This window comes from Bradyrhizobium embrapense (assembly GCF_001189235.2).
Taxonomy (GTDB): Bacteria; Pseudomonadota; Alphaproteobacteria; order Rhizobiales; family Xanthobacteraceae; genus Bradyrhizobium; species Bradyrhizobium embrapense.
The window spans coordinates 51392-66322 of the sequence record NZ_LFIP02000003.1 but is presented as its reverse complement, the minus strand read 5'-3'; the positions used below and the strand labels follow the sequence as shown (position 1 = coordinate 66322).

At 64.4% G+C, this 14931-nt stretch carries 15 protein-coding genes; 8 read left to right on the top strand and 7 right to left on the bottom strand.

Going from position 1 to position 14931, the window contains the following annotated elements; translation table 11 throughout:
• Positions 1-101: 101 nt before the first annotated feature.
• Positions 102-1004, bottom strand: coding sequence for a TRAP transporter substrate-binding protein (locus AKN83_RS14470; RefSeq protein ID WP_347336824.1), 903 nt, complete (start codon positions 1002-1004; stop codon positions 102-104).
• A 67-nt stretch (positions 1005-1071) separates the two neighbouring features.
• On the opposite strand from AKN83_RS14470, the gene AKN83_RS14465 reads away from it, so the two are divergent.
• Positions 1072-1281, top strand: a complete 210-nt coding sequence (locus AKN83_RS14465) for a hypothetical protein (protein WP_050401078.1) — start codon at positions 1072-1074, stop codon at positions 1279-1281.
• A 16-nt stretch (positions 1282-1297) separates the two neighbouring features.
• Here AKN83_RS14465 and AKN83_RS14460 read toward each other — a convergent pair whose 3' ends face one another.
• The 6 genes from AKN83_RS14460 to AKN83_RS14435 all read right to left on the bottom strand — a co-directional run bounded on the left by AKN83_RS14460 (position 1298) and on the right by AKN83_RS14435 (position 9006).
• A complete protein-coding gene (locus tag AKN83_RS14460; RefSeq protein ID WP_050401079.1) occupies positions 1298-2017 on the bottom strand; it encodes a class II aldolase/adducin family protein in 720 nt (239 codons plus the stop codon).
• A gap of 104 nt (positions 2018-2121) precedes the next feature.
• Positions 2122-3663, bottom strand: a complete 1542-nt coding sequence (ilvA, locus tag AKN83_RS14455; RefSeq protein ID WP_050401080.1) for a threonine ammonia-lyase, biosynthetic — start codon at positions 3661-3663, stop codon at positions 2122-2124.
• Between the two features lie 275 nt (positions 3664-3938).
• Positions 3939-5129 carry a M24 family metallopeptidase gene (locus AKN83_RS14450; protein ID WP_050401081.1) on the bottom strand — a complete coding sequence of 397 codons (1191 nt, stop codon included), beginning with the start codon at positions 5127-5129 and terminating at the stop codon, positions 3939-3941.
• A gap of 17 nt (positions 5130-5146) precedes the next feature.
• Positions 5147-6565, bottom strand: coding sequence for an MFS transporter (locus AKN83_RS14445; RefSeq protein ID WP_050401082.1), 1419 nt, complete (start codon positions 6563-6565; stop codon positions 5147-5149).
• Positions 6566-6583: 18 nt separating this feature from the next.
• The gene (locus tag AKN83_RS14440; protein ID WP_050401083.1) at positions 6584-7375 is read right to left on the bottom strand and encodes an alpha/beta fold hydrolase; all 792 of its coding nucleotides are present in this window, start codon (positions 7373-7375) and stop codon (positions 6584-6586) included.
• Between the two features lie 11 nt (positions 7376-7386).
• The gene (locus AKN83_RS14435) at positions 7387-9006 is read right to left on the bottom strand and encodes an FAD-dependent monooxygenase (protein WP_050401084.1); all 1620 of its coding nucleotides are present in this window, start codon (positions 9004-9006) and stop codon (positions 7387-7389) included.
• A 110-nt stretch (positions 9007-9116) separates the two neighbouring features.
• Here AKN83_RS14435 and AKN83_RS14430 point away from each other — a divergent pair, with 110 nt between their 5' ends.
• The 7 genes from AKN83_RS14430 to AKN83_RS14400 all read left to right on the top strand — a co-directional run bounded on the left by AKN83_RS14430 (position 9117) and on the right by AKN83_RS14400 (position 14814).
• The gene (locus AKN83_RS14430; protein ID WP_050401085.1) at positions 9117-10013 is read left to right on the top strand and encodes a LysR family transcriptional regulator; all 897 of its coding nucleotides are present in this window, start codon (positions 9117-9119) and stop codon (positions 10011-10013) included.
• Between the two features lie 213 nt (positions 10014-10226).
• Positions 10227-11600 carry an aromatic ring-hydroxylating oxygenase subunit alpha gene (locus AKN83_RS14425; RefSeq protein ID WP_050401086.1) on the top strand — a complete coding sequence of 458 codons (1374 nt, stop codon included), beginning with the start codon at positions 10227-10229 and terminating at the stop codon, positions 11598-11600.
• On the top strand, positions 11600-12115 hold the full coding sequence (locus tag AKN83_RS14420; protein WP_050401142.1) for an aromatic-ring-hydroxylating dioxygenase subunit beta: 516 nt from the start codon (positions 11600-11602) through the stop codon (positions 12113-12115). The genes AKN83_RS14425 and AKN83_RS14420 overlap by 1 nt, the downstream gene beginning before the upstream one ends.
• 8 nt (positions 12116-12123) lie before the next feature.
• Positions 12124-12447, top strand: coding sequence for a non-heme iron oxygenase ferredoxin subunit (locus AKN83_RS14415; protein ID WP_050401087.1), 324 nt, complete (start codon positions 12124-12126; stop codon positions 12445-12447).
• A gap of 38 nt (positions 12448-12485) precedes the next feature.
• The gene (locus tag AKN83_RS14410; protein ID WP_050401088.1) at positions 12486-13796 is read left to right on the top strand and encodes an MFS transporter; all 1311 of its coding nucleotides are present in this window, start codon (positions 12486-12488) and stop codon (positions 13794-13796) included.
• A gap of 77 nt (positions 13797-13873) precedes the next feature.
• Positions 13874-14386 (top strand): MarR family winged helix-turn-helix transcriptional regulator, encoded by a 513-nt coding sequence (locus AKN83_RS14405; protein ID WP_050401089.1) that lies wholly within the window; start codon positions 13874-13876, stop codon positions 14384-14386.
• 146 nt (positions 14387-14532) lie between these two features.
• Positions 14533-14814, top strand: coding sequence for a hypothetical protein (locus AKN83_RS14400; RefSeq protein WP_050401090.1), 282 nt, complete (start codon positions 14533-14535; stop codon positions 14812-14814).
• Positions 14815-14931 lie beyond the last annotated feature (117 nt).

Genomic DNA, 14931 nt, shown 5'->3' with positions numbered 1-14931 from the left:
GCTGCACCCGACGCACGAACTAATGCTGCACGCCGCACACAGCGGCACCTTACATCGTTGCTCACGGCGGCTCAGCACCGCCCGCGCAACGACACCGCCGCCTATTGCTGCTGCAGCGCGCGATCAACGATAGCAACGGCTTCCGGAGGAGCCTTGGCCTTCCACGCAGCGATCGGCGCCGACGCCCCCTGCTTGAGCGCGGCGAGAACAGGGGCCGGCGCCGGCTCGGTGATCTGAACCCCATTGGCGCGCATGCGCGCGTAATTCTCGGCGGTCCGATTGGCCAGAAGCTCGAACTGGCTTTGTTCCGTCTCGGCAGCCACCTGCATCACCTGGCGTTGAACCCTCTTCGGGAGGGCTTCAAAGGCATCGGTCCTCACAAAGGCGATCGAGATCGGAATCGCGTAGTTGATCGCCGTGAAATGGGGCAGATCCTGCCAGAGCTTTCGGCCGGCCCCGCCGTCGCCCGATGTGAGGATGGCATTCAGCTCATGGCTTCTGACCTTGGCGATTGCCTCGTTGAACGGAAGGTACTCCGCCGTTGCACCGACCGCGCGCATCACCTCGGCCGAATTGTAATCATAGGTCCGCGCGGCGATGGATCGAAGGTCCGGCGGCGCAGAGATCGGCTGGACACTCCAGAGGCCGGTGGACGGCCAAATGGTGATGTACAGGAGCTTGAGGCCCTGCGCGGCCAACGCCTTCTCATAGAGCGGCCGCGCGCGCGCATTGATGGTCCGCGCCGCCTCGATCGATTGGACAACAAACGGCAGCGACGGAAGGCCGAACACCGGATCGGACGCCTCGAGCGGCCCTGCAAATGCGTCGCCGCCGGCAATCCGCCCCGCCTGGGCCGCGCGCAACATTTCGCCGGAGCTGATCTTCAACTCGTTATCGAACGCATTGCGGACCGTAACGTATCCATTCGTCTGCGCGGACACGAGCTCCGCGAATCTTTCCAAGCCAACACCGGAGATATTGCTGCGAGGATACTCGGTCGCCATTTGCCACGCCACTTGAGCGGACGCAGGTGCGCTGAATATAGCCGCCGACGCGATGAGAAGCGCCGCCATGGCAGAGCGTAAGCCCGCCCAGTTGATCGACGAGGGCAAAGCAGAAACCGAATTGAGCACCGGAAATGTCCCGCAAGCACAGTTTGACTCGATCAATCTTGCCCATGCTGACGGGGCCGTCAAATGGCCCAGCCATCTGCGGCTCGTCGCGCGCTCGTTCGGTTCAATCGGAGCCGGGCTTCTCGCTTCCTTGCACATGCCGTCCTAGATCGGCGCAGTGCCCGTCATCGCTTGCTGCTGCGCCGTTTCTGGGCGCGGCGCGGCGCGGTCGCGCGGGCCTTGTTCGGCTTTGGCACCTGCAACCCGTAGCTGGAGAACCCCTTCGCGGCATCGGCGATCTCCTCGTCGCTCAGGATGATCCGCGAGTCGAGCGCCAGCGAGAGGTAGTACTGCCGCGCGATGGTCTCGAGCTCGACCGCGAGCCACATCGCCTTGTCGAGATTGGCGCCGAGCGCGATCATGCCGTGATTGGCGAGCAGGCAGCCATTGCGACCTTCGAGCGCCGAGATCGCGTGATCCGAGAGTTCCTTGGTGCCGTAGCGCGCGTAGCCGGCGCAGCGGATGTCGGTGCCGCCGAATGCCGCCATCATGTAGTGGCAGGCCGGAATCGGCTTGCGCGCGATCGCAAGCACGGTCGCATAAGTCGAGTGGGTGTGGACGATGGCGCCGACATCGGGCCGGGCGCGCGTGATGTCGAGATGGAAGCGCCATTCGGTAGACGGCTGCAGCGGCCCTTCCCACGTGCCATAGTCGCCTTCGAGCGGCATCGACGCGATCATCTCCGGTTTCATCGAATCATACGGTGTTGCGGACGGTGTGATCAGCATCCGGTCCTTGTAGCGGGCGGAGATATTGCCTGATGTCCCCTGGTTGAGACCCGACGCATTCATCCATCGGCACTTGGCAATGATTGCCTCGCGCAATTGTCGTTCCTCACGGGTCATACCGATAGCCTTTCCCTTCAGCGCGGATTGCGTCTCGGCTCGCCGATGTCTTGACCGGCAACCGTCCTCTTTACTCTGGACCAGCGTAAGACCCTGCCGCCGCTTCATCCCTTCTCGGCGGAGAGGAACAGGCGATAGGCCGGATTTTCGCTCTCGTTCCAGTAGGGATAACCGAGTGCATCGAGCGCTTGAACGAACCGCGCGCGCTCGCCTGGCTTGACCTCGATGCCTGCCAAAATGCGTCCGTAGTCGGCGCCGTGATTGCGGTAGTGGAACAGCGAGATGTTCCAGTCGGGCGCCAGGCTCTCAAGGAACTTCAGCAACGCACCGGGACGCTCCGGAAACTCGAAGCGGTAGATCACCTCGTCCTTGAGCAGCGGCGCGCGGCCGCCCACCATGTAGCGCACATGGTCCTTGGCCATCTCGTTCTCGCTCAGATCCAGGATCGGATAGCCCTCGCGCCGCAGCAGCTCCATGACTTCCCGCTTCTCGGCTTCGCCACGGCTCAGCGCGATGCCGACGAACAGCTGCGCCGGCGCGGTCGTCTCGGCAAAGCGGTAATTGAATTCCGTGATGGCGCGCGAGCCGAGGATGCGGATGAAGTGGCGATAGCTGCCCGGCTTCTCCGGCACGGTGACCGCAAGCAGCGCCTCGCGATGTTCGCCGACCTCGGCGCGATCGGCAATCGTGCGCAGCCGGTCGAAATTCAGGTTGGCGCCGCTGTTGACGGCAATCAGGCTCCCGTCGCTCAGCGTGCCGCGTTCGGCATAGGCCTTGAGGCCGGCAAGCGCCAATGCCCCGGACGGCTCGGCGACCGATCGCAAATCGTCGAAGATATCCTTGATGGCCGCACACATCGCGTCGGTATCGACGGTGACGACCTCGTCGAGCAGGTCGCGGCAGAGCCGGAACGTCTCCGCTCCGACCTTGCGGACCGCGACGCCGTCGGCGAACAGCCCGACCTGGTCCAACGCGACGACGCTCCCCTTGGCGAGCGCCGCCGCCATCGAGGCAGCGTCGGCCGGCTCCACCCCGACGACCTTGATCGACGGATTGAGAAACTTCACGAAAGCGGCGACGCCGGCCGCCAGCCCGCCGCCGCCGATCGGCACGAAGATCGCCTCGATCGGATCGGGATGCTGGCGCAGGATCTCCATCCCGACGGTGCCCTGGCCGGCGATCACGTCGGGATCGTCGAACGGATGCACGAAGGTCAGGCCCCGCGCGACCTCGATCTCCCTGGCCTTGGTTTGCGCGTCGTCGAAGGTGTCGCCATGCAGCACGACGTCGCCGCCCAGGCGCCGGACGGCTTCCACCTTGATGGCGGGCGTCGTCCGCGGCATCACGATCGTCGCGGAAATGCCGAGCTTGCGCGCCGACATCGCCACGCCCTGCGCGTGATTGCCGGCCGACGCGCAGATCACGCCCTGTCTCCGCTGCGCATCCGGCAGCCTGACGATCTTGTTGTAGGCGCCGCGAAGCTTGAACGAGAAGATCGGCTGGAAGTCTTCCCGCTTCAGCAGGACGGTGCGCGACAAACGCTCCGAGAGCCGCGGCATCGGATCGAGCGGCGTCTCCACCGCGACGTCGTAGACACGGGCGGTCAGGATGCTTTGGGCGTAGTCACGGAGCGCGTTGGCGGTCATCGGGTCGCTGCTGTCGATGGGAGGCAATCCTTATCGGTTGCACCTGCCCATCGTCGGCGCCGACCTGGCGAGCAGACGGCACCGAACCGACCGCTACATCCGGGTCGAAGCATCGCATGACCGGAGGCTGGAGTGAAGCAAAGACCGCCGCTGCCAAAAATATCGAAAACAACCCCATGCACAGTAGCCGGCGGCGGCCGAGCGACCGGGCCACTTGACATGTCGGGCAACTCAGGGATACACTTCTAGTATTCCGAAGTTCGGCGCTGAGCGCGTCACGCCATGAGACGCGACGAATTCCACCCCCGGCAATGGTCTCCGGGCGCCTCCCAGCCCGTTTCCGCGACAATCAGGGTGTCCTCGAGCTTGATGTAGCCGCGCGCCGGATGCAGCAGCGCGGTTTCGATCGAGATCACCATCCCGCATTCGAGCGGCCGGTCGGCGTCATAGGCAGCGTAAGGCACCGGGCCGGTCGCGGTGAGGCGCGGCGCCTCGTGACTGACAAGCCCGATGCCATGCGCGGTGAAGTCGAGCACCGCGCGATGCGGCGATGACCTGGCAGCGGTCTCCCCCGCCGCAATGATGTCGCCGCCCATGGCGCCCGGCCGGATGGCGCGCCGGGCCACCTGCTGGATGTCCTCGATTTCTTGCAGCAATTCGCACAGCTCGCTATCGGGCTCACCGAGAATACCCATGCGGCTGAGATCGCCGATATAGCCCCGGTAGTTTCCGCCGGAATCGATCGAGATCACGTCGCCCTCCGCAAGACGCTGGTCCGACGGCGCGCGGTTATGGCTCTTGCCCGCGGCGATCAGGCAGTATTCGAAGACGAGATCACGTTGCTGCTCCTCACGGCGCAGGCAGGCGACGACATCGTTCTTGGTCATGCCCGGCGCACAGGCCTTGAACGTCGCCATCATCGCATCGACAACCCGTTCGGACGCCTCCTTGATGAGGTCGAGTTCGGCCGGCGACTTCACGGCACGAAGCCGTTCCAGCGTGAAATGGGCCTCGCGGAGCTCGACATGGCCAAGGCGGGCAAGCAGATGATCCCTGGCGTCGGCCGGCAGAAAACCTGCCTCGATGCCGATGCGCCTCGTCGCGCCCCCGAGCTTTCTCACGTGATCGATGGCGAGGCCGATCGCATCGATCGTTCCCCAGGCATCCGCCTTGACGGCCGGCGTCCATATCCGTCCGAGCGCGTGCTCGAACTTCTCCATCCGGTTACCGATATATGCGGAGTTCTCGGGGTGGCCTTTCTGATAGACGAACACCGGCAGATAGCGGCTCGTGCCGATCGCTTCCATGACGTCGAAGAAGAAAAAGCGGTATCCGCCGAGCAGATACTGCACATTGTGACGCGAGGTGACGACCAGGATGTCGAGCCCTGCCTCGTCCATCAGCCGATCGAGCTTGGCGGTATCGAACGGCACAGCCGTTGCGATCGTATCGAGCGCATTGTCCATGATATGCCCTTTCGTTTTCACTGTCCCGCGGACGCTTTTGCTGCCAGCGGTTTCGGCGCGGCGTTCGAGCCCATGTTGTCACCAAACAGAGCGACCGGACGTCCGTGCGGCTCGACGCCGAGGAAGGTGAAGGCAAGTCCGATCAGAAGGCCCGCGCCGGCGAGAAACAAAAACGCCGGCGCCACCGCCGACGCGGTCGCGCTGGGTTGCACGACATTGTCCGCACCGGCAATCAATGCGAGACACAGGGGACCCACGATCTTGCCGACACCGTTCGAGAGCTGGGCAAGCCCGACCGCGCGCCCCGAAAGCTGGACCGGAAAAATCTCCGCCGGATAGGGCCCGATGTTGGAGAAGCCACCATCGAAGAACACGGCGCCGATGATCAGGAAGACCAGGAATAGCGGGACCGAGCCGGCAAAGTCGTTGTGGAAACAGGCAGCAAGCGCCAGCGAGATCGCGGTGCCGTAGCCCATCAACTGGCCGCATGGCTTGCGGCCAATCCGATGGGCGAGAAAGGCAAAGCCGGTCCGGCCAACGACGCCGGCGAGGCTGACATAGATGAACATCTTCGCCGCATCCTGGGGCGCGACGCCGAGCAGCAACGCCACGATGGTCGGCCCCCACAGGAAGACGCCATAGTTTGCCGTGCTGGCGCCGAACCAGATCAGGACCGTCAGCCAGAAGCGCCGCTGCTCGGCAAACAGATCGGCAAATGTCGCCGGGTTCGCCGGCGGCAACGCCGGCAAGGCGAACGCATCGCCGCCGACCCGATAGAGCTTTCGGATGCTCGCCTGCGCCTCGCGCACGCGGCCCTTGCTGATTAGCCAGCGCGGCGATTCCGGCATGATCATCATGGTGAGAATCCCGAGGATGATCGGCAGGAAGCCGACCGCCGCCAGGCCGCGCCAGCCGACCAGCGGCAACAGGAAGCTCGCCGTCACCGACGCCGACAGCACTCCGAACGCGACCGGGACGACCACGAGGCTCGTGACCAGCGTGCGATGCCGGGTCGGCGCGAATTCGACGATGGCAGGAACCGCCGCGGCCGCGCCCGCGGCAAGGCCGAAGCCGACGAAGAAACGCAGGATCGCAAACGCGACCCAGCCGTCCTCCGGAATGAATGCGATGGCGCCCGAGGTCAGGCCGCACAGCAGGACGCCGGCAACCGCCATCGGCTTGCGCCCGAAGCGATCGGCGAGGACCCCCGCGGCGAACGCGCCGAGCATCGCACCGATGCCGGCGCTCATCAGCATGATCGAGGTCTGCCCGAACGTCAGGTGCCATTTCGGCGCCAGCACCGAGACCAGAAAGCCGACCACAAAGAAATCGAAGAAATCGACGACGCCAGTGACGGCGAAGATGATGATCGATAGCCAGTAGCGCGTCGTCACAGGCGCTTCGTCGAACGGCACAGCGTGCGTTTGCTCAGCCATGGTCTCCCCCTGTTGTTGTCAAGCCGCCTTCTTTTTTGAACTGAGAAATGCCGTCACCGCTTCCGCCACCCGCTCGGGGGCCTGGATCGACGCGACATGGCCGACATCCGCGATGGTCATCGTCTCGACGCGCGCAAGATCGCGTGCGAGCGCAAATGTCTCCGCGTTCGGGATCAGCCGGTCGTCACCGCCCGCGAGCAGCAAGGTCGGACGATCAAAGCCGGTCAGATCGGCGGCGACGGGCTGCGCGAGCAAGGCGCCGCGTCGTGCCTTCTGGCCGTCGTCGCGGTTCGAGCCACGGAAGATGTCGATCAGCTCGGGCCGCGCGCGCAGATAGTCAGGTGGAAAGAAGAACTCGGCGATCTTCGCCGCATTGCCGGCGGTGTCCGCGCGGTAGGACGCGAGTGTGCGGAAGACATCCGCATTGACGTCGAGAGGGCTTCTGTTGACCTTCCAGGTGCTGCTCAGGATCAGGCGTTCGATACAGCCGGGATGGCGGGCCGCCAGCACTTGCGCGATCTGTCCGCCCAGCGAAGTTCCGAAGACATGGGCGCGATCATAGCCGAGGCCCCTGATCAAGGCCGCGGCATCATCGGCCAGGTCGGCCAGCGAATAGGACGACGGAGGATTTTTGGTAGCGCCGGAATCGCGCTGGTCGTAAGCGATCACCGTGAAATCCGCCGCGAGGGCAGGCGCAAGGCCGTCGAACATCGAATGATCGGCCTCGCCGCCATGCAGCAACACGATCGGCTCGCCACGTCCGGTCTTCTCAAACGCCGTGACCACGCCGCTGGACTCGAACGATTGCATCGGAGCCTCCGTCAATGCAGCAGCGTTGAAAGGGCGCCGGCCAATTCCTTCGCCGGATCCGACGGCAGCCACGGCATCCGCCACGCCACGTGCCCATCGGGCCGCACCAGCACGGCGCCGCGCATGCCGAGCTGGAATCCATCCGCCGGGTCGGCTGACGGCAGCTGTTTCAGCGATAGCGGCATGCCGGTCTTCTCCGACACCTGCCTTCCCGCCTCGAGCCATTCGGCGCCGAGCGGCCCGGTGACGACGGTGAATTCCTTGTCGAACCAGTCGAGCGTCGATGTCTTGCGCGACGGCTCGAGCCACATATGCGGAAAGCGCGCGCCGGGACGGTCGGTCGGCGTGTAGTAGCGGGAGTTCAACGCCTTCGCGACGGTGCCATCGGGGATGACAGCGCCTTCCTCGTAATTGTGCCCGAGGTTCTGCCCGATGCTGTGCAAATGATTGTCCATGTCGTTGATCCAGAACCTGATCCGGTCCGGATTGCGCGAACGCACGGCGTCGTCGGTCAGCCCGAACCGCAGCCGATTGCCGTAGCTGAAATTGGCATTGGATTGCGCGATCGGGCGGCGCTCACTGGAATAGCTGTCGAGCAGCTTCTCGTCCGCGAGGCCCTTGAGCACGAAGGCGAGCTTCCAGGCGAGATTATGCGCGTCCTGAACGCCGGAGTTGAGGCCGAAGCCGCCGGTGGGCGGAAAGCGGTGCGCGCAGTCGCCGACGAGAAACACCCGCCCCTTTCGAAAGGTCTCGGCCACCTGCATGCTGACGCGCCAGATCGAACGGTTCAGAAGCGTGACATCGAGGTCGGGAATGCCGACATGACCGCGCGCGATCTCGATGAACTCCTGGTCGGTCCAAGGCCGCTCGCGATCGTCCTTGGTCAGGCCGATTTGCGTCACGGTCAGCCAGCGATCCCGGCCGTTGGTGTTCAGGATGGCGGCGCGCGGCAGATCGGGCCTGTCAGGGACGATGATGAAGCCGGCGGCCTCGCGCGCGATCGGCAGCCGCGACAGGTCGGCCCGCCAGTACTCGTTCGACATCACCGCCAGCGTGGACGGCCCGACCATCTCGATCCCGGCGCTGCGCCGGGTCTGGCTGCCCGCGCCATCGGCGGCGATCAAATAAGTCGCCGTCCACTGCGTCACCTCGCCGCTCTTCTCGCAACGTGTCGTGACGTTAACGCCGCTGTTGGTCTCCTCGAACGATTCACAGGCCGTGTTGAACAGCACGGTGGCGTGTCTGGACTTCTCGACCACCCGCAGGATTTCCTCCTCGACGGCGTCCTGGGCAACCAGGCTCTTCCAGGCGGGGGTGTGACCGACATTCGGCTCGGGACGGGTGCGGCCGAACTCGTGACCCGCGATGCTGTCGAGGAACACGAACATGTCGGAGTTGTCCTGCAGGCCGCGCTCGCGGATCGCCTGCTCGATCCCCCACTGCCGGAAGATCTCCATGGTGCGGACCCAGCAGCCGCGCGACTTCGGATGATCCGTCGTCGTCGGGCTCTTCTCGACCACCACGCAGTCGATGCCGAAGCGATCGAGCAGCAGTGACATCGCAAGCCCGACCGGCCCGCCGCCGGCGATGAATACGGACGTCTGGCGTGCCTCATCGGTGGCGATGCCCATCCTCGTCTCTCCTCCGTTTGACCGTTGCGAAGAGACTGCGCTCTTTTTGGTATCTCACAAGAATATGTTTGATATGGTATCCATCTCGATTTGAGATGGAGTGCCCCGTCATGGACCTGCGGCAGATCCGCTATTTCGTCGCCGTTGCCGAGCGCAGCGGCTTTGCCGCCGCCGCGAGCACGCTGAACGTCGCCCAATCGGCGCTCAGCCGCCACGTCAAGGAACTCGAAGACGAATTGGGCGGCGCCCTGCTCGAACGCGGCGCACGCGGCGTCTCGGTCACGGAATCCGGCAAGGTGCTGCTCGCGCGCGGGCGCTGGCTGCTTGGCACCATCGACGACATCAAGGCCGAGGTACGCACGGAAAATCGCGAGCCGAGCGGCACGGTGCGGATCGGCGCGCCGCCAAGCCTCGGCGATATCCTCTACCCGCCGCTTGCCCAGGCCTTCGTGAAGCAATTTCCGCGCGTGCGGCTCGAGTTGAATGAAGGCCTGACCGAGAACGCGTCCGAACGCCTGTTGCGGGGCGAGCTCGATCTGGCGATCGTGACGACGCCGTCCCCCAATGACCATCTCGACTATGAAACGCTGGTTGTCGAGCAGGTGTTTCTGATCGGGCCAGCGCGCGATCCGCTACTGAAGCGCGGCAGGCTGACCCGCAAAGAGTTCGACGCCTTGCCGGCCGCCGTTGGCCCGCTCAGCCGCAACCCGTTCCCGTCGACAATGCGCTGTGCGGTGCGGGTCGACAACAGCACCCCGATGAAGCGCATGGTGGCATCCGGCCTCGGCTATGCATTGCTGCCGTTCTCCGGCATTCACCAGGAAGTGGCCGACGGCGTGCTATCGGCAGCGTTGTTGCCGTGGATGCGCGCCGACCGCGTGCTGGCGCTGCCGCGCGGACGGCCGGTGAGCCGGGCGACGCGCGAAGCGATTGCAACGTTGAAGAAGATCTGCCGCACTTTGATCGATGACGGGATCATCCTGACCGCGCCGGCGCGCAAGACCTGAGCATGATTCCGCGCTGCACGCGCGGGCTCCATTCGCGGCATCCCGCCGCCCGTTCCACGCGGCCCCGGCCTCACAGCGTCCGGTCAGGTCCACCAATCGCCTTGACCATAGTTGTCATGACAACTATAGAGTCGTTCAAGATTGGCGATCAAGCCGGCTGTTCCCGCCGCGGAACGCGCCTTGCGGCCGGCGGCAAGTCGTAGGGAGGACGTGATGAACGCTGCTTCGCAGAACCACGCGGCACGGCTGCGCGAGATTTCCCGGCTGATTGACGACCGCCCCAGCGAACGCATATTCGAGGTCGATCGCCGGATATTCACTGATCCGGACGTATTCGATGCCGAGCTCAGGCATATCTTCGAGGCCACGTGGAATTTCATCGGCCTGGAATCCCAGGTCGCGCGGCCCAACGACTTCGTCACCACCCATATCGGCCGGCATCCGATTCTGGTGATGCGCAGCGCCGACGGCAAGGTCGGCGCGTTCCTCAACACCTGCCGGCATCGCGGCACGATCGTCTGCCCGTTCAAGCAGGGCCGGCAGAAATTCCATGTCTGCCGCTATCATGGCTGGGCCTATGACTCGAGCGGGCGCAACATCTCGGTGACGGAGGAAGCGAGCGGGCAGTATCCGCCGTCATTCTCGAACCAGAACCACGACCTGCTCCCGGTCGCGCGGCTCGGCTCATACCGCGGATTCATGTTCGCCAGCCTCTCGGCCGACGTCCCGCCGCTGGAAGAATTTCTCGGCGACACCCGCGCCTTCCTCGACCTCATCATCGATCAGAGCGACAGCGGCCAGGTCGAGTTCGTGCCCGGCGCCAGCACCTATACGTTCGATGCGAACTGGAAGCTGCAGTTCGAGAACGGCCTCGACTATTATCATTTCGCCACCACCCACAGCTCCTACGTCGATATCCTGAAGAAGCGCAACGCTAACGCCGGACCCGACGCCGGCTTCACGGTGGAGCCGGAGGGCGAGCAGGAAGGACAAGGCAGCTTCAGCTTCGACTATGGCCACGCCGTGAACTGGTCGATCAAGCGAACGCAGCTCTATGGCCGTCCGCTCGGGATGGACCCGGCGCGTCTCGATGCGGTGCGGCAGCGGGTCGGCAGTACCCGCGCCAAGTGGATGCTTCGCCAGCGCAACCTCACGATCTTTCCGAACCTGCAGGTGATCGACATCCTGTCGGCGCAGGTGCGGACCTGGCGGCCGCTGGCACCGGACAAGACCGAGATGGTGTCGCATTGTCTCGCTCCGGTCGGCGAAAGCGCCGCGGCGCGCACCCTTCGGATTCGCAACTACGAGGATTTCTTCAACGCTTCGGGGCTCGCGAGCTCCGACGACAACGTGATGTATGAATTCTGCCAGACCGGCTATGAAGCGACATCAGCCGCACCCACGCAAGGCTATCTGCGGGGCGTTGCAGACGTCGGCCACGGCGAGAGCGCGCATTCGCGCGAGCTCGGGATTACGGCGTCCGAATGGTCGTTCGGCCCCACCAGCTTCGGCGGCGAGACCAATTTCCACCCCGGCTATCGCGAGTGGCGCAGGCTGTTGCAGCACGCCGCGGGGGAGCCGGCATGATGGCTGCTAGCGCAATCGAACAAGCCGACGCGCACGCGATCGCGGCCGCGATCATCTTCCGCGAGGCCCGCCTGCTCGATACCGGCGAATGGACCGATTGGGTCGCGATGTACAGCGAGGACGCCGTCTATTGGGTGCCGGGATGGCTCGACGAATACACCACCACCAGCGATCCCAAGACGCAGGTCTCGCTGCTCTACCACGATGCACGGCGCGGGCTGGAAGAGCGGATCGCGCGCATCGAGTCGCGCAAGTCGATCACCGCGCTGCCGTTGCCGCGCACCGTGCACCAGATCTCGAACCTGGAGGCGTCCGAGAGCGCGCCTGGCGAGATCACCTGTCACTCGGTGTTCTCGGTCCACGTCTACGACCCGCGCGTCGCCAAGGAGCATCTGCGCCATGGACGCTACGCGCACACGCTGCGGCGTGACGGCGACATTTGGAAGATCACGCGCAAGGTCATCACGCTGGTCAATGACCGGGTCCCGACCGTGCTCGATTTCTACAGCATTTGAGAGGCTATATGGCGGATCAGGAAATCTGGCACGAGGCCGCCGCGCTCGGCGCGCTGAACGAAGGCGAGCCCCACGGCATCGAGATCGCAGGCCGCCACATCGCGCTCTATCGCGTCGGCAGCGAGTACTACGCCACCAGCAACATCTGCACCCACGCGGAAGCGCTGCTGTCCGACGGCATGCTGGACGGCTGCGAGATCGAATGCCCGCTGCATATGGGCCGCTTCGACATCAGGACCGGCGAGGCGCTGACCAGTCCGGTCGAGGTCGACATCCAGACCTATCCGGTCCGTGTGGTTGGCGACAGGCTGGAAGTCTGCCTGCCCGCATAGCGCGACCGTCAAATAATCAAGAATCGGGGGGAAGCCGGATGACCGAAGTCGTGATGGACAAGGGGGCGAGTGCGACCGCCGATGAGATCGAGCGCAGCACCGTCCGCAAGGTCGCGCTGCGCCTGATGTGGTTCGTGATGGCGATGTACTTCCTCGCCATTCTCGACCGCGGCAACATCTCCTTTGCCGCGTTGCAGATGAACAAGGAACTCGGCCTCAATGCCGAGATGTTCGGCATCGCGGTCGGGATCATGTATTTCACCTATTCGATCTTCGAGATCCCGAGCAATCTCATCCTCAGCAAATACGGCGCCCGTATCACGCTGACGCGGATCGCGATCCTGTGGGGCATCGCCACCGTGCTAATGGCCTTCACGCAGGGCCCATTGAGCCTCTATGCTTTCCGCGGCTTCCTCGGCTTTGCCGAGTCCGGCCTGTTTCCCGGCGTCATGCTGCTGCTGAGCCTCTGGTTTCCGTTCAGCTATCGCGCCCGCTACAACGCCATGTTCAATTATGCGGTACCGATCTCCTACATCTTCGCCTCGCTGATTTCAGGCGCCATCCTCGAGCTGAACGGGGTGTTCGGCATTTCCGGCTGGAAATGGCTGTTCATCCTCGAAGGCGTGCCGCCCGTGATCCTGGGGATCGTCGGCATCTTCTATCTGACCGACCATCCACAGCAGGCGAGCTGGCTGTCGACGGCGCAGCGCAACTGGCTGACCGGCGCGCTGGAGCGCGATGCCAAGGCAACCGGCGTGGTGCACGCCGAGGGCGTGCTCAGGACCATCACCAAGCCGATGGTGCTGCTGTTCGGCCTGTGCAACTTCGGCCTGTTCTGCGGGCTGGCGTCGCTGTTTCCCTGGCTGCCGCAGATCATCAAGTCGTTCGGCCTGCCGAATTCGCAGGTCGGCTTCGTCACCGCGATCCCGCCGATCGCCGGCCTGATCGGCATGATTGCACTGTCGCGGCACTCCGATCACGTCGGTGAGCGGTTCTACTATGCCGCGACGACCTTCGTGATCGCGGCGGTGGGCTTCGCCATCGCTGCGTTCTCCACATCGCCGGCCTGGATCATCATCGGATTCATGGTTGCCAATGTCGGCGTCTATGGTACGCAGGCCGTGTTCTGGACCATTCCGCAGTCCTACATGTCGCGGCAGAGCGCGCCGGGAGCGATCGGTCTGGTCGGCATGATCGGCAGCATCGGAGGCGCGACGATCCCGATCGTGATCGGACGCGCCAAGGATGCCTCGGGCAGCTTCACCACCGGATTCCTCGTGGTCACAGGCGTTCTCCTGGTCGCGGCGGTCCTGGTCTTGATCGCGCGCACACAACTCGTGAAAGAATGAAGAGCCGGACTGCAACAAGTCGTACCAAAGTCGCTGATCCGCGCCGCCCCCCGCAGGAGGACGCGGGATCGGAACTGGTGATCGATTTCGAACGCTACGTGCCGACGGTGCTGTCGAGCCTGGTCGCGAAGCTGCGCGCCAACGCCAACGCGTTCTTCCCGCAGGCCTACGGCGTATCGCTCGCGGAATGGCGGGTGCTGTCCTTTCTCAGGGAGCATGAGCCCGCCAGCGCCTACGACATCTGGACCAACGCGCAGCTGGACAAGGCCGTCGTCAGCCGCGAGACGACGTCGCTGAAGAAGAAGGGGCTGATCGCGCTGACCCCAGTCCGTGGCAGCGCCCGGAACCGGAGCGAGATCCGCCTGACGGCGCAGGGCGTGGCGCTGCTCGACCGCAGCCTCGACGAAATCCTGCGCCGGCACAGCAACCTCACGGCCGGCCTCGACGCCAGGACGCTGGAGACCTTCTTCCGTGTCGTCGATCACATCGAGCACCGCATTCCTCATATGGCAGATCCGTCCGAACACGCCGCGCCGGCCCATGCACCGGTCAAGCGCATTGCAAAGCGGAGACCGCCAAGCGGCGCCTGAACGCGGCGAGCCGGGACGGCGGCCGATCGCAGATCGAGATTCGATTCACGGTGCGGTGAGCGCACGAGGGAACCCGGCGTAATTTATGTTTCAGTAAGCAAGTTGTAGCTAGGATCGATCAGTGAGTTGCGTACAGGAGACTTCCAGTGATCGACTTTGACGAACTTCGTAGTATCGCCGCGGATGTTCGTATCTTCATCGATGCTTCGGAAGACAAGGGTGGCGCGCTGAAGGCCATCGTCGACGCCTACGACGTCGTTCTCGGCATCTTCCCGGCCGGCCCCGGAATGGACCTTCACGTGGTCAAGGGCACCGAGGTTCTCAATCACATCGCGCAGACCCAGGCCTCGTCGGGCTTCACGCATACCGCCATCGCATTCCAGACCCGCGAGCAGGCTGTTGCGCTTGAGCACCTGATGGCGGCCTAGCCGCCGGCGCAGAGCACCTAGCGGCTGCTCAATTTGCTTTAAGATCAACCGATTGCCCGCCATGCGGCGGGGCGATATGCATTTTGTGCCAGTCCCGCCCCCCAGGGGCGCGCGGTC

What these genes read in the sequence shown, in the direction of transcription:
- AKN83_RS14430 (WP_050401085.1), top strand. Translation starts at nt 9,117, where the DNA reads ATGGACCTGCGGCAGATCCGCTATTTCGTCGCCGTTGCCGAGCGCAGC.
- ilvA (WP_050401080.1), bottom strand. Translation starts at nt 3,663, where the DNA reads ATGACCGCCAACGCGCTCCGTGACTACGCCCAAAGCATCCTGACCGCC.
- AKN83_RS14470 (WP_347336824.1), bottom strand. Translation starts at nt 1,004, where the DNA reads ATGGCGACCGAGTATCCTCGCAGCAATATCTCCGGTGTTGGCTTGGAA.
- AKN83_RS14415 (WP_050401087.1), top strand. Translation starts at nt 12,124, where the DNA reads ATGGCGGATCAGGAAATCTGGCACGAGGCCGCCGCGCTCGGCGCGCTG.
- AKN83_RS14465 (WP_050401078.1), top strand. Translation starts at nt 1,072, where the DNA reads ATGGCAGAGCGTAAGCCCGCCCAGTTGATCGACGAGGGCAAAGCAGAA.
- AKN83_RS14460 (WP_050401079.1), bottom strand. Translation starts at nt 2,017, where the DNA reads ATGACCCGTGAGGAACGACAATTGCGCGAGGCAATCATTGCCAAGTGC.
- AKN83_RS14420 (WP_050401142.1), top strand. Translation starts at nt 11,600, where the DNA reads ATGGCTGCTAGCGCAATCGAACAAGCCGACGCGCACGCGATCGCGGCC.
- AKN83_RS14450 (WP_050401081.1), bottom strand. Translation starts at nt 5,129, where the DNA reads ATGGACAATGCGCTCGATACGATCGCAACGGCTGTGCCGTTCGATACC.
- AKN83_RS14435 (WP_050401084.1), bottom strand. Translation starts at nt 9,006, where the DNA reads ATGGGCATCGCCACCGATGAGGCACGCCAGACGTCCGTATTCATCGCC.
- AKN83_RS14445 (WP_050401082.1), bottom strand. Translation starts at nt 6,565, where the DNA reads ATGGCTGAGCAAACGCACGCTGTGCCGTTCGACGAAGCGCCTGTGACG.
- AKN83_RS14440 (WP_050401083.1), bottom strand. Translation starts at nt 7,375, where the DNA reads ATGCAATCGTTCGAGTCCAGCGGCGTGGTCACGGCGTTTGAGAAGACC.
- AKN83_RS14425 (WP_050401086.1), top strand. Translation starts at nt 10,227, where the DNA reads ATGAACGCTGCTTCGCAGAACCACGCGGCACGGCTGCGCGAGATTTCC.
- AKN83_RS14410 (WP_050401088.1), top strand. Translation starts at nt 12,486, where the DNA reads ATGACCGAAGTCGTGATGGACAAGGGGGCGAGTGCGACCGCCGATGAG.